At 68.1% G+C, this 13,952-nt stretch carries 13 protein-coding genes; all 13 read left to right on the top strand.

Features of this window, described 5'->3' with window-relative positions:
* Window positions 1-143: 143 nt before the first annotated feature.
* The 13 genes from ACGFIQ_RS13095 (at window position 144) to rpsS (ending at window position 13,950) form a co-directional block, all read left to right on the top strand.
* Window positions 144-4,031, top strand: coding sequence for a DNA-directed RNA polymerase subunit beta' (locus ACGFIQ_RS13095; protein ID WP_357080831.1), 3,888 nt, complete (start codon window positions 144-146; stop codon window positions 4,029-4,031).
* A 95-nt stretch (window positions 4,032-4,126) separates the two neighbouring features.
* The gene (locus tag ACGFIQ_RS13090; protein ID WP_393243147.1) at window positions 4,127-4,495 is read left to right on the top strand and encodes a hypothetical protein; all 369 of its coding nucleotides are present in this window, start codon (window positions 4,127-4,129) and stop codon (window positions 4,493-4,495) included.
* Between the two features lie 734 nt (window positions 4,496-5,229).
* Window positions 5,230-5,601, top strand: coding sequence for a hypothetical protein (locus tag ACGFIQ_RS13085; RefSeq protein ID WP_393243214.1), 372 nt, complete (start codon window positions 5,230-5,232; stop codon window positions 5,599-5,601).
* Between the two features lie 497 nt (window positions 5,602-6,098).
* Entirely contained in the window at window positions 6,099-6,473 is a 375-nt protein-coding gene (gene rpsL / locus ACGFIQ_RS13080) for a 30S ribosomal protein S12 (RefSeq protein WP_007465318.1), read from the top strand.
* A gap of 1 nt (window position 6,474) precedes the next feature.
* Window positions 6,475-6,945 carry a 30S ribosomal protein S7 gene (gene rpsG / locus ACGFIQ_RS13075; protein WP_030489583.1) on the top strand — a complete coding sequence of 157 codons (471 nt, stop codon included), beginning with the start codon at window positions 6,475-6,477 and terminating at the stop codon, window positions 6,943-6,945.
* Window positions 6,946-7,019: 74 nt separating this feature from the next.
* Window positions 7,020-9,116: an elongation factor G gene (fusA, locus tag ACGFIQ_RS13070; protein WP_357080824.1), complete on the top strand. Its 2,097-nt coding sequence runs from the start codon at window positions 7,020-7,022 to the stop codon at window positions 9,114-9,116.
* Window positions 9,117-9,328: 212 nt separating this feature from the next.
* Window positions 9,329-10,522: an elongation factor Tu gene (gene tuf, locus ACGFIQ_RS13065; protein WP_110563098.1), complete on the top strand. Its 1,194-nt coding sequence runs from the start codon at window positions 9,329-9,331 to the stop codon at window positions 10,520-10,522.
* Between the two features lie 350 nt (window positions 10,523-10,872).
* Window positions 10,873-11,181, top strand: coding sequence for a 30S ribosomal protein S10 (gene rpsJ / locus ACGFIQ_RS13060; RefSeq protein WP_007073037.1), 309 nt, complete (start codon window positions 10,873-10,875; stop codon window positions 11,179-11,181).
* A gap of 11 nt (window positions 11,182-11,192) precedes the next feature.
* The gene (rplC, locus tag ACGFIQ_RS13055; RefSeq protein ID WP_393243144.1) at window positions 11,193-11,858 is read left to right on the top strand and encodes a 50S ribosomal protein L3; all 666 of its coding nucleotides are present in this window, start codon (window positions 11,193-11,195) and stop codon (window positions 11,856-11,858) included.
* Window positions 11,855-12,505: a 50S ribosomal protein L4 gene (gene rplD, locus ACGFIQ_RS13050; protein WP_110563096.1), complete on the top strand. Its 651-nt coding sequence runs from the start codon at window positions 11,855-11,857 to the stop codon at window positions 12,503-12,505. The genes rplC and rplD overlap by 4 nt, the downstream gene beginning before the upstream one ends.
* On the top strand, window positions 12,502-12,804 hold the full coding sequence (gene rplW / locus ACGFIQ_RS13045) for a 50S ribosomal protein L23 (RefSeq protein ID WP_007465304.1): 303 nt from the start codon (window positions 12,502-12,504) through the stop codon (window positions 12,802-12,804). The genes rplD and rplW overlap by 4 nt, the downstream gene beginning before the upstream one ends.
* A gap of 12 nt (window positions 12,805-12,816) precedes the next feature.
* Window positions 12,817-13,656, top strand: coding sequence for a 50S ribosomal protein L2 (gene rplB / locus ACGFIQ_RS13040; protein ID WP_110563095.1), 840 nt, complete (start codon window positions 12,817-12,819; stop codon window positions 13,654-13,656).
* A 12-nt stretch (window positions 13,657-13,668) separates the two neighbouring features.
* Entirely contained in the window at window positions 13,669-13,950 is a 282-nt protein-coding gene (gene rpsS, locus ACGFIQ_RS13035; RefSeq protein ID WP_007465299.1) for a 30S ribosomal protein S19, read from the top strand.
* The last annotated feature ends 2 nt before the right edge of the window (window positions 13,951-13,952 follow it).

Genomic DNA, 13,952 nt, shown 5'->3' with positions numbered 1-13,952 from the left:
GCGGTTGTGGGGGGGCCGGGGGGGGGGCGGGGGGGGTGGGGGGGGGGTGTTTTTGTGTGGGGGGGGGGGGGGGGGGGGGGGGGCCCCCCCCCCCCCGACCCCACCCGAGAATTAGCAGTACAGACGACGACATAGGGGACATAGTGCTCGACGTCAACTTCTTCGACGAGCTGCGCATTGGTCTCGCCACCGCCGACGACATCCGTCAGTGGTCGCACGGCGAGGTCAAGAAGCCTGAGACGATCAACTACCGCACCCTGAAGCCGGAAAAGGACGGGCTCTTCTGCGAGAAGATCTTCGGTCCGCAGCGGGACTGGGAGTGCTACTGCGGTAAGTACAAGCGCGTCCGGTTCAAGGGCATCATCTGTGAGCGCTGCGGCGTCGAGGTGACTCGCTCCAAGGTCCGTCGTGAGCGGATGGGGCACATCGAGCTCGCCGCTCCGGTGACCCACATCTGGTATTTCAAGGGCGTGCCGAGCCGGCTGGGCTACCTGCTGGACCTCGCCCCCAAGGATCTCGAAAAGATCATCTACTTCGCCTCGTACGTCGTGACGAGCGTGGACGCGGAGTCGCGTCACCGTGACCTCTCGACGATCGAGAACGAGATCCTGGCCGAGAAGCGGCAGTCCGAGAACAGCCGCGACTCGGAGATCGAGAAGCGGGCCGCCAAGCTCGAGGCCGACTTGGCCGAGCTGGAGGCCGAGGGTGCCAAGGCGGACGTCCGGCGCAAGGTCAAGGAGGGCGGAGAGCGCGAAATGCGCCAGATCCGCGACCGGGCCCAGCGCGAGATCGACCGCCTGGACGAGGTGCTGGACACCTTCCGCAAGCTGGAGCCGAAGCAGCTGGTCACCGACGAGCTGCTCTACCGCGAGCTGCGCGACCGGTTCGGTGAGTACTTCACCGGTTCGATGGGCGCGGAGGCGATCAAGGCGCTGGTCCAGAACATGGACCTCGACGCCGAGGCCGAGAGCCTGCGGGAGACCATCCGGTCCGGCAAGGGCCAGCGGAAGATCCGGGCGCTCAAGCGGCTCAAGGTCGTCGCGGCGTTCCTGAACACCCGCAACTCGCCGCTCGGCATGGTGCTGGACTGTGTCCCGGTCATCCCGCCGGACCTGCGCCCGATGGTGCAGCTCGACGGTGGCCGCTTCGCGACCTCGGACCTGAACGACCTGTACCGCCGCGTGATCAACCGGAACAACCGCCTCAAGCGGCTGATCGACCTCGGCGCGCCCGAGATCATCGTCAACAACGAGAAGCGGATGCTCCAGGAGGCCGTCGACGCGTTGTTCGACAACGGCCGTCGCGGCCGGCCGGTCACCGGTCCGGGTAACCGCCCGCTCAAGTCGCTGTCCGACATGCTCAAGGGCAAGCAGGGCCGGTTCCGCCAGAACCTGCTGGGCAAGCGCGTCGACTACTCCGGCCGTTCGGTCATCGTGGTCGGCCCGAAGCTCAAGCTGCACCAGTGCGGTCTGCCCAAGCAGATGGCGCTGGAGCTGTTCAAGCCGTTCGTGATGAAGCGGCTGGTCGACCTCAACCACGCACAGAACATCAAGTCCGCCAAGCGGATGGTCGAGCGTCAGCGCCCGGTCGTGTGGGACGTGCTGGAAGAGGTCATCGGCGAGCACCCGGTGCTGCTCAACCGGGCGCCGACCCTGCACCGCCTGGGCATCCAGGCCTTCGAGCCGCAGCTGGTCGAGGGCAAGGCGATCCAGATCCACCCGCTGGTCTGCACCGCGTTCAACGCCGACTTCGACGGTGACCAGATGGCGGTGCACGTGCCGCTGTCCGCCGAGGCTCAGGCCGAGGCACGGATCCTGATGCTGTCGTCGAACAACATCCTCAAGCCGGCCGACGGCAAGCCGGTCACCATGCCCACCCAGGACATGGTCATCGGTCTCTACCACCTCACCCACCTCACCGCCGGTGAGAAGGGCGAGGGCCGGGCGTTCAGCTCGGACGCCGAGGCGCGGATGGCCTTCGACAACGGCGAGCTGCACCTGCAGGCGCCGGTGAAGATCCGCCTGCGTGCCGTGGTCGGTGTCGACAACGGCGCCGGTGCCGAGACGTGGACCGCCCCGGAGGGCTGGGTCGAGGGTGACCCGCTGACCGTGGAGACCACCCTGGGTCGGGTGCTGTTCAACGAGACGCTGCCGCAGGGCTACCGCTTCGTGAACTACGAGATCCGCAAGGGTCAGCTCTCCGCGATCGTCAACGACCTCGCCGAGCGCTTCCCCAAGGTGGCGCTGGCCGCCACCCTGGACGGGCTCAAGGAGGCCGGTTTCCACTGGGCCACCTGGTCCGGCGTGACGATCGGCATGGAGGACGTCATCGCTCCGCCGCGCAAGGCGGAGATCCTGGCGCGGTACGAGAAGGAAGCCGACCAGATCGACAAGCAGTACCAGCGTGGTCTGATGACCGCCGAGGAGCGTCGCGGCGAGCTCATCACGATCTGGACCAGGGCGACCAACGAGGTCGCCAAGGAGATGGACACCGCGCTGCCGCAGGAGAACCCACTGTGGAAGATGATCAATTCGGGTGCCCGCGGTAACCTGCTCCAGCTCCGCCAGATCGCCGCGATCCGTGGTCTGGTGGCCAACCCGAAGGGCGAGATCATCCCGCGGCCGATCAAGGCCAGCTACCGGGAGGGTCTGTCCGTGCTGGAGTACTTCATCTCCACGCACGGTGCTCGTAAGGGTCTCGCCGACACCGCGCTGCGGACCGCCGACTCGGGTTACCTGACCCGTCGTCTGGTGGACGTCTCGCAGGACGTCATCATCCGCGAGGAGGACTGCGGCACCGACCGGGCGATCCCGATGCAGATCGGCGAGAAGCTCGACGGCAAGCTCGTCGTCCACACCCACGCCGAGACCAGCGTGCACGCCCGGACCCTGGCCGACGACATCAAGGGGCCGGACGGCACCGTGGTGGCCGAGCGCGGTCAGGACATCAACTCCATCGGGGTCGACAAGATCGTCGCCGCTGGCGTGGAGACGGTCCGCGTGCGCAGCGTGCTCACCTGTGAGTCGAAGCTGGGCGTCTGCGCGGCCTGCTACGGCCGGTCGCTGCCGACCGGCAAGTCGGTCGACATCGGCGAGGCGGTCGGCATCATCGCCGCCCAGTCCATCGGTGAGCCCGGTACGCAGCTGACGATGCGTACCTTCCACACCGGTGGTGTCGCGGGTGAGGACATCACCCAGGGTCTGCCGCGTGTGCAGGAGATCTTCGAGGCTCGGGTCCCGAAGGGTAAGGCGCCCATCGCCGACACCCCGGGTCGGATCCGGATCGAGGACGGCGAGCGCTCGCGCAAGATCATCGTGGTGCCGGACGACGGCAGCGAAGAGATCGTCTACGACAAGATCTCGAAGCGGGTCAAGCTCCGTACCCACGACGGCGGTCACGTCGCGGTCGGCGAGAAGCTGACCGAGGGCACCATCGACCCGCACGAGCTGCTGCGGATCATGGGTCCGCGGGCGGTCCAGGTCCACCTGACCAGTGAGGTCCAGGAGGTCTACCGCTCGCAGGGTGTGCTCATCCACGACAAGCACATCGAGATCATCATCCGCCAGATGCTCAAGCGGGTGACGGTCATCGACTCCGGCTCGACCGAGTTCCTGCCGGGTGTGCTCGTCGACCGGGCCCTGTTCGAGTCGGAGAACCGCCGGCTCGTGTCGGAGGGCGGCGAGCCCGCCGCCGGTCGTCCGGTGCTGATGGGTATCACCAAGGCCTCGCTGGCCACCGACTCCTGGCTCTCGGCGGCCTCCTTCCAGGAGACCACCCGGGTGCTGACCGACGCTGCGATCAACTCGCGCAGCGACTCGCTGGTCGGCCTCAAGGAGAACGTGATCATCGGAAAGCTCATCCCGGCCGGTACGGGCATCAGCAAGTACCGCAACGTCCGGGTGGAGCCGACCGAGGAGGCCAAGGCCAAGGTCTACTCGATGACCGGGTACCCGGAGACCGACTACGGCTTCGGGCCGGCCAGCGGGCAGGCTGTGCCGCTGGACGACTTCGACTTCGGGTCGTACCGCTAGGCACCAGGCGCACGACGAGGCCCCCGGCATCCGCCGGGGGCCTCGTCGTATCCCGGACCCACCCAGCCCTGGTCCGAGTTCGGCATGATGGGGAGATGACGACCGCACCCGGGCAGGTGTCCGTCGCGCAGCAGGGGCTGCGCCACCCGTTGGATCCGGATCCGGCCCGTGCCACGAAGGCTCGGGCGGTTTTTGCTCTCGGGCTGCTCGGCCTGCTGACCGGGTTGTTCATCGGCGGGGTGGTGCCGGCGACGGTGGCGCTGCAACTGGCCCGGCAGGCGCGCCGTGAGGCGTACTCCTCGGGGGGTTTCCTGACCGGCGGCGTCTGGCTGCGGCGCGGCGAGTGGATGGCGTGGGCCGGCCTGGTCCTGGTCGCGGTCAGCGTGGTGGCCATGGTGGTGATCGGCGTGGTGCGGTTGGCCGGCTCGCCGTTCGGCCACGACTACCCGGCGAACATGGACTGAGCCACCGCGCCCGGCACGGGCGCCGGCGCTCTCGGCGGTAGCCTGGCCGGTGTCCGTCGCGCGGGGTGGCGGCCTTTCGACAGGAGAACCTCGTGACGGATCCGGCGCGGCCCCCTGCGGACGAACCGGCCGACCAGCCGCCTGCGCCGGCACCGGCCGACCAGCCGCCTGCGCCGGCACCGGCCGACCAGCCGCCTGCGCCGGCACCGGCCGACCAGCCGGTTGCGCCGGCAACGCCGAGTGACTGGGCGCAACCGGGCCCGAGCAGCGAGCCGCATCCCCCCGCGTCCACGCCGGAGTGGGGCAGGCCGCACCCCGGCTGGGGTACGACGAGTCCGTCCGGCTCCGGTCAGCCCGACCAGCTCTCCGGGGTGCCCACCCCGACACCGCCGGGGTGGGGTGCGCCGTCGTCCGGGGCTGGTGTGCCGCCGGGTTGGGGTGCGCCGTCGTCTGGGCCTGGTGTGCCGCCGGGGTGGGGTCTGCCGCCGTCTGGGCCTGGTGTGGCACCGGGTTGGGGTGCGCCGTCGTCTGGGCCTGGTGTGGCACCGGGATGGGGTGCGCCGTCGTCTGGGCCTGGTGTGCCGCCCGGTTGGGGTGCGCCGTCGTCCGGGGCTGGTGTGCCGCCGGGATGGGGATCGCCGTCCGGTCCCGCACCTGCCGGGGCGGGAATGCCGGGCTATCCGGTGCCGCCGCCCACCGACGACCAGCGTCGGCCGCCGAAACGGGTGGAGGCGGTGCCCGGTACGCCGTTCGGCATCGTGCACCTGGACGTGGCGCCGGTCACCTCCGGGTTGTCCATCGGGTCGCTGGTGGCCGGGGTCGCGTCGGTCCTGGTGTCGCTGTTGGTGATCTGCTTCGGGGTCGCCTTCGCGAACGACGGCGGGGCCTGGGCCTCCGGGGCGTTCGCCGCACTCGGGCTGCTGGCTGGCGGGGCGGCCGTCGTCACCGGCCTGCTCGGTCAGCGGCAGATCCGCCGTCCGGTCGCGCCCCCCGCGGTCCGGTTCACCGGCCGCGGGCTCGCGCTGGCCGGGATCAGCTGTGGCGCGGCGGGAGCCCTGCTCAGCATCCTGGGTCTGGGCCTGGCGCTGCTTCTCGCCCTGACCTGAGGCAGGTCGCCGTCCGGCCCGGGCTCTCGCCCTCCGGCCGCTGCCCCACTCGGGGGCGACGGGTGGTCCCGCGGGGAAGCCGGTACACTTGTGTTCGTAGGTGCCCATCGCGGGCGACGGGGCAGGACGAGATTCGACCGGCGGGTGTGCAACAGTCGCCGGGCCCTTCCGTTTTGACCTGGGCGGTTGTGGTAGGTACTCTTTCCCCTTGTGCCCGGGCATGCCCGGGCAACTCGTGCGTGCGCTGTTTCCGGATCCCGGGCGGCGGCACGGCAAGCCAAGGATCCGGGGCGGGGCGACCCGCGCGCCGGTGACACAAACCCGATCGCACGCGCAAGCGTCCGCAACGGGACCGTGGGCAGGGCGACACGCCCGACCGCGGGTGCCGGGGTATCCGTGAGGTGACCCTGGTCGGAATGTAGGAGAGCCGGTCAGCAGGCCGGTTAACGAGCAGACGGCGCGGCCGCGAATGCGGCCGAAGGGAGCGGAGAAACCCGGTGCCCACCATTCAGCAGCTGGTCCGAAAGGGCCGTCAGGCCAAGACGACCAAGACCAAGACCCCGGCGCTCAAGGGGTCTCCCCAGCGGCGCGGCGTGTGCACCCGCGTGTACACCACCACCCCGAAGAAGCCGAACTCGGCGCTGCGCAAGGTCGCTCGTGTGAAGCTCAGCAGCCAGATCGAGGTGACCGCCTACATCCCCGGCGTCGGTCACAACCTGCAGGAGCACTCGATCGTGCTCGTCCGCGGCGGTCGGGTGAAGGACCTCCCCGGCGTGCGTTACAAGATCGTTCGCGGGTCGCTGGACACCCAGGGTGTCCGCAACCGCAAGCAGGCGCGCAGCCGTTACGGCGCGAAGAAGGAGAAGAGCTGACATGCCGCGTAAGGGACCCGCTCCGCGGCGGCCACTGGTCGCTGACCCGGTGTACAACTCGCCGCTGGTCACCCAGCTGGTGAACAAGATCCTGCTGCGCGGCAAGCGCCAGCTCGCCGAGACCATCGTGTACGCGGCCCTTGAGGGCTGCCGCGAGAAGTCCGGCACCGACCCGGTCGTCACCCTCAAGCGGGCGATGGACAACGTCAAGCCGACCCTCGAGGTGCGCAGCCGTCGTGTCGGTGGCGCCACCTACCAGGTGCCGGTCGAGGTCCGCCCGACCCGGGCGACCACCCTGGGCCTGCGCTGGCTGGTCACCTACTCCCGCGCCCGGCGCGAGAAGACCATGGTCGAGCGGCTCATGAACGAGCTGCTGGACGCGAGCAACGGCCTCGGTGCCGCCGTCAAGCGGCGCGAGGACACGCACAAGATGGCCGAGTCCAACAAGGCCTTCGCGCACTACCGCTGGTAACACCCTGGTTCCGGCGCCTCCGGGCGCCGGAACCGCCACCAGTTGAGTCGAGACGACGATAAGTAGGGATTGAAGTGGCCGCCGCAGACGCGCTCGCCAAGGTACGCAACATCGGCATCATGGCGCACATCGATGCCGGTAAGACCACGACCACCGAGCGAATCCTGTTCTACACCGGCATCACGTACAAGATCGGTGAGGTTCACGAGGGCGCTGCCGTCATGGACTGGATGGAGCAGGAGCAGGAGCGTGGTATCACCATCACCTCCGCTGCTACCAAGTGTGAGTGGAAAGACCACACGATCCAGATCATCGACACGCCCGGTCACGTCGACTTCACGGTCGAGGTCGAGCGGTCGCTGCGGGTCCTGGACGGTGCGGTCGCGGTTTACGACGGTGTCGCCGGCGTGGAGCCGCAGACGGAGAACGTCTGGCGGCAGGCCGACAAGTACAACGTCCCGCGGATGTGCTTCGTCAACAAGCTCGACCGGACCGGCGCCGACTTCTTCCGCTGCGTGCAGATGATGATCGACCGGTTGAACGCCACCCCGCTGGTGCTCCAGATCCCGATCGGGCTCGAGGGTGACCACATCGGTGTCGTCGACCTGATCGGCATGCGCGCGCTCACCTGGCGCGGGGAGACCCAGAAGGGTGAGGACTACGCGGTTGAGGAGATCCCGGCCGAGCTGGCCGACTCCGCGGCCGAGTGGCGCGAGAAGCTGATGGAGACCCTCGCCGACGTCGACGACGCGGTGATGGAGAAGTACCTGGAAGGCGACGAGATCTCCGTCGAGGAGATCAAGGCCGCCATCCGGCGTGCGACCATCGCCGGCAAGGCCAACCCGGTGCTGTGCGGCTCGGCGTTCAAGAACAAGGGCGTCCAGCCCATGCTCGACGCCGTGGTCGACTTCCTGCCGTCGCCGCTGGACGTTCCGGCGATCGAGGGTACGGCCACCGACGGCGAGACCCCGCTGCTGCGCAAGCCGTCCAACTCGGAGCCCTTCTCCGGCCTGGCGTTCAAGATCCAGACCGACAAGCACCTGGGCAAGCTCACCTACGTCCGGGTCTACTCCGGCACGCTCGATTCCGGTTCCCAGGTGGTCAACTCCACCAAGGACCGCAAGGAGCGGATCGGCAAGATCTACCAGATGCACGCCAACAAGCGGGAAGAGCGTCCGTCGGCGCAGGCCGGTGACATCATCGCCGTGCAGGGTCTCAAGCAGACCACCACCGGCGACACTCTCTCCGACCCGGCGAACCCGGTGATCCTGGAGTCGATGACGTTCCCGGAGCCGGTCATCTCGGTGGCGATCGAGCCGAAGACCAAGTCCGACCAGGAGAAGCTGGGCACCGCGATTCAGCGCCTGGCCGAGGAGGACCCGACCTTCCGCGTCCAGCTGGACGAGGAGACCGGTCAGACGGTCATCTCCGGCATGGGTGAGCTGCACCTGGACATCCTGGTCGACCGGATGCGCCGCGAGTTCAACGTCGAGGCGAACGTCGGTAAGCCGCAGGTGGCGTACCGCGAGACCATCCGCCGCAAGGTGGACAAGGTCGAGTACACCCACAAGAAGCAGACCGGTGGTTCCGGCCAGTACGCCCGCGTGATCGTGAGCGTGGAGCCGCTGCCGCTGGACAACGAATCGCCGACCTACGAGTTCGCCAACGCGGTCAGCGGCGGCCGGATCCCCCGGGAGTTCATCCCGTCGGTGGACGCCGGTGCGCAGGACGCGCTGCAGTACGGCATCCTCGCGGGCTTCCCGCTGGTCGGTGTGAAGCTGACCCTGCTGGACGGCCAGTACCACGAGGTCGACTCGTCGGAAATGGCATTCAAGATCGCCGGCTCGATGGTGATGAAGGACGCGGCCCGCAAGGCCGACCCCGCGTTGCTCGAGCCGATGATGGCCGTTGAGGTCACCACTCCTGAGGAGAACATGGGTGACGTCATCGGCGACCTCAACTCCCGCCGCGGCATCATCCAGGCGATGGAGGAGCGCAGCGGCGCCCGCATCGTGAAGGCTCTGGTGCCGTTGTCGGAGATGTTCGGCTACGTCGGCGACCTGCGGTCGAAGACCCAGGGCCGGGCTAGCTACAGCATGCAGTTCGACTCCTACGCCGAGGTTCCGCAGAGCGTCGCGAAGGAGATCATCGCGAAGGCAACGGGCGAGTAACGCCCTGAGCAGGTGATTCGTGGTTGGTCGCGGGAGGTTCAACCCGCCCGCGGCCACCACGATCGGATCGCGTGAGACCGGGCCTGTAGGCTTCATCGCCGCAGAACCCACAATGGCTTCCCGGCCGTCAGGCCGGAAAGGCTGTCGACAGAGTCCTAAGCGCCGACCGGCGCGCCGGGCGTACGAACCAAGAAGTCCACAGGAGGACACCAGTGGCGAAGGCTAAGTTCGAGCGGACTAAGCCGCACGTCAACATCGGCACCATTGGTCACATCGACCACGGTAAGACGACGCTGACGGCGGCCATCACCAAGGTCCTGCACGACCAGTTCCCGGACCTGAACCCCTACACGCCGTTCGACGAGATCGACAAGGCGCCGGAGGAGAAGGCCCGCGGCATCACGATCTCGATCGCGCACGTCGAGTACCAGACCGAGGCGCGGCACTACGCGCACGTCGACTGCCCCGGCCACGCGGACTACATCAAGAACATGATCACCGGTGCCGCGCAGATGGACGGCGCGATCCTGGTGGTCGCGGCGACCGACGGCCCGATGCCGCAGACCCGCGAGCACGTGCTGCTGGCCCGTCAGGTTGGTGTGCCGTACATCGTCGTGGCGCTCAACAAGAGCGACATGGTCGACGACGAGGAGCTCCTGGAGCTCGTCGAGCTCGAGGTCCGCGAGCTGCTCTCCTCGCAGGAGTACCCGGGTGACGACCTGCCGGTCGTTCGGGTCTCGGCGCTGAAGGCCCTCGAGGGTGACCCCGAGTGGACCGGCAAGCTGCTGGACCTGATGACCGCTGTCGACACCTCGATCCCGCAGCCGGAGCGCGAGGTCGACATGCCGTTCCTGATGCCGGTTGAGGACGTCTTCACGATCACCGGTCGTGGCACCGTCGTCACCGGTCGCGTGGAGCGCGGCGTTCTCCTGCCGAACGAGGATGTCGAGCTCGTCGGTATCAAGGAGAAGAGCTTCAAGACCAAGGTCACCGCGATCGAGATGTTCCGGAAGACCCTGGACGACGCTCGCGCAGGCGAGAACGTCGGCCTGCTGCTGCGTGGCACCAAGCGCGACGAGGTCGAGCGCGGCATGGTCGTCGTGAAGCCGGGCTCGAACACCCCGCACACGGAGTTCGAGGCGACGGTCTACATCCTCTCCAAGGAGGAGGGCGGCCGGCACACCCCGTTCTTCCAGAACTACCGCCCGCAGTTCTACTTCCGGACCACGGACGTCACCGGTGTCGTCACCCTCCCCGAGGGCACCGAGATGGTCATGCCGGGTGACAACACCACCATGTCGGTGAAGCTGATCCAGCCCATCGCCATGGAGGAGAACCTCAAGTTCGCGATCCGCGAGGGTGGCCGCACCGTCGGCGCCGGGTTCGTCACCAAGATCATCAAGTGAACTAGGTAACCCCGATTAGACCCGCCGCCGGTCGTGCGGCATACTAGTCAGGTTGCGTAACGACAGTTCGTCGCCTGTGTTCGGCATTCGCTGAACCTCCGGGTGGCGAGGCAGTCGAGCGTGGGGTGGTTGGCGGCCCAGTCGCCAACCACCCTCGCACGGCGTTCAGGTCGCGGTAATGCGATCGGCGCCTTGACCCACCGCGCGGTCAGCACCACTCCGGAACCACGGGGCGGAGCCCGGCCCGAGGGCGCGACACGCCCGACCGCGGGGGTCGGCGAAGTGGGCCTGTGCCAGCCGGTACAGGCGCCCGCAACACAGCGGCATCGAGAGAAGGAACAGAAGCCACCATGGCGGGACAGAAGATCCGCATCCGGCTCAAGGCCTATGACCACGAGGTCGTCGACTCCTCGGCTCGGAAGATCGTCGAGACGGTGACGCGCACCGGGGCGCAGGTCGCGGGCCCGGTGCCGCTGCCCACGGAGATCAACCGTTTCTGCGTTATCCGCTCGCCGCACAAGTACAAGGACTCGCGCGAGCACTTCGAGATGCGCACGCACAAGCGGCTGATCGACATCATCGACCCGACCCCGAAGACGGTCGACTCGCTCATGCGCCTCGACCTGCCGGCTGGCGTCGACATCGAGATCAAGCTGTAGGGACCGGACAAATGGACAGGCAAGTCAAGGGGATCCTGGGCGCCAAGCTCGGCATGACCCAGGTCTGGGACAACAACAAGGTTGTCCCCGTGACCGTGGTCGAGGCCGGCCCGTGCGTCATCAGCCAGGTTCGTAGCGCCGAGAAGGACGGTTACTCCGCGGTCCAGCTGGCCTACGGCACCATCAACCCGCGCAAGGTCAAGAAGCCGATCAGCGGGCACTACGCCAAGGCGGACGTGGCGCCGCGCCGGCACATCGTCGAGCTGCGCACCACGGACGCGGGGGAATACTCGCTCGGGCAGGAAGTCACTGTCGAGGAGTTCCCGGCCGGCCTCACCATCGACGTGACCGGCAAGACCAAGGGCAAGGGCTTCGCCGGTGCGATGAAGCGGCACGGCTTCCACGGTCTGGGCAGCAGCCACGGTGTCGAGCGCAAGCACCGCTCGCCCGGTTCCATCGGCGCCTGCGCCACCCCGGGTCGTGTCTTCAAGGGCACCCGGATGGCCGGCCGGATGGGTGGCGTTCGCTACACCGTGCAGAACCTGACCGTCCAGGCGGTCGACACGGAGAACAACCTCCTGCTCGTCCGGGGTGCCATTCCTGGCCCCAAGGGCGCGCTGGTTCTGGTCCGTACCGCGGCCAAGATCAAGGTGAAGAAGGGCGGTGCGGCCAAGTGACCACCGTTGACGTGCGCACCGTCGAAGGCACCACCAGCAGCTCCGTCGAGCTGCCGGCGGACATCTTCGACGTGCAGGCCAACGTCGCGCTGATGCACCAGGTCGTGGTGGCCCAGCTCGCGGCGGCCCGACAGGGCACGCACAAGACCAAGACCCGCGCCGAGGTCGCTGGTGGCGGCAAGAAGCCGTACAAGCAGAAGGGCACCGGTCGCGCCCGGCAGGGCTCGATCCGCGCGCCGCAGTTCGCCGGCGGTGGCGTCGTGCACGGTCCCGTGCCGCGCGACTACAGCCAGCGGACCCCGAAGAAGATGAAGGCCGCCGCTCTGCGGGGTGCCCTCTCCGACCGGGCCCGCGCCGGGCAGGTGCACGTCGTCGAGGCGTTCGTCTCGGGCGAGAAGCCGTCGACCAAGGCGGCCCTGGCCACGCTGACCAAGCTCACCGAGGCCCGTCGGGTCCTGGTCGTGCTGAGCAGCACCGACGAGCTGAACTGGGTGTCGCTGCGCAACGAGCCGCGCGTGCACCTGATCGAGTCCGGCCAGCTGAACACGTACGACGTGCTGGTGGCCGACGACGTGGTCTTCACCAAGGACGCCCTGGACGAGTTCCTGGGCGTGCCCGCCGAGACCACCGAGGAGGGTGGCAAGTGAGCACGATCGCCGACCCGCGCGACATCATCGTGGCGCCGGTCGTCTCGGAGAAGAGCTACAGCGAGCTGAACCGGAACTGGTACACCTTCCTGGTGCACCCGGACGCGAACAAAACCGAGATCAAGATCGCTATCCAGCAGATCTTCAACGTCCGCGTCCTGACGGTCAACACGCTCAACCGCCAGGGTAAGCGCAAGCGCACCAAGACCGGCTTCGGTCAGCGCAAGGCGACCAAGCGGGCGATCGTGAAGCTGGCTGACGGTGACCGCATCGAGGCCTTCGGCGGCCCGGTCAGCTGAGGGGTGTAGACAATGGCTATCCGTAAGTACAAGCCGACGACGCCGGGCCGACGTGGCTCGAGTGTCGCTGACTTCGCCGAGATCACCCGGTCCACGCCGGAGAAGTCGCTGCTGGTTCCGCTGCCGAAGAAGGGCGGGCGTAACGCCCACGGCCGGATCACCACGCGGCACCACGGCGGCGGTCACAAGCGCCAGTACCGTCTGATCGACTTCAAGCGGGTCGACAAGGACGGCGTGCCGGCGAAGGTCGCTCACATCGAGTACGACCCCAACCGCACGGCGCGCATCGCGCTGCTGCACTACGCCGACGGCGAGAAGCGGTACATCATCGCGCCGAAGGACCTGAAGCAGGGCGACCGCGTCGAGTCCGGTCCGGGCGCCGACATCAAGCCGGGTAACAACCTGCCGCTGCGCAACATCCCGGTCGGTACCACGATCCACAACGTGGAGCTGCGTCCGGGTGGCGGGGCCAAGCTGGCCCGTTCCGCCGGTGTCGGCATCCAGCTGCTCGGCCGTGAGGGCGCGTACGCGACCCTGCGTATGCCGTCCGGCGAGATCCGGCGGGTGGACGTGCGCTGCCGCGCCAGCGTCGGCGAGATCGGCAACGCCGACCAGTCGAACATCAACTGGGGCAAGGCCGGCCGCATGCGGTGGAAGGGCAAGCGCCCGACCGTCCGTGGTGTCGCCATGAACCCGGTCGACCACCCGCACGGTGGTGGTGAGGGTAAGACCTCCGGTGGTCGCCACCCGGTCAACCCGCAGGGTAAGCCCGAGGGCCGCACCCGCCGTAAGGGCCAGCCGAGTGACCGGCTGATCGTCCGCCGTCGCTACGCCACGCGTAAGCGCGGCTGAGGGAGATAAGACATGCCTCGCAGCCTGAAGAAGGGCCCGTTCGTCGACGACCACCTGCTCAAGAAGGTGGAAGTTCAGAACGACAAGGGCTCCAAGAACGTGATCAAGACCTGGTCGCGGCGCTCGACGATCATCCCCGAGATGCTGGGGCACACGATCGCCGTGCACGACGGACGCAAGCACGTCCCGGTGTTCGTGACCGAGGCGATGGTCGGGCACAAGCTCGGCGAGTTCGCGCTGACCCGCACTTTCAAGGGTCACGAGAAGGACGACCGGAAGAGCCGTCGGCGCTGACG

The organism is Micromonospora sp. NPDC048898, assembly GCF_043198035.1.
GTDB lineage: Bacteria > Actinomycetota > Actinomycetes > Mycobacteriales > Micromonosporaceae > Micromonospora.
Note: the sequence above shows the minus strand (reverse complement) of the source record. Positions and strands in the feature narration are given on the sequence as shown.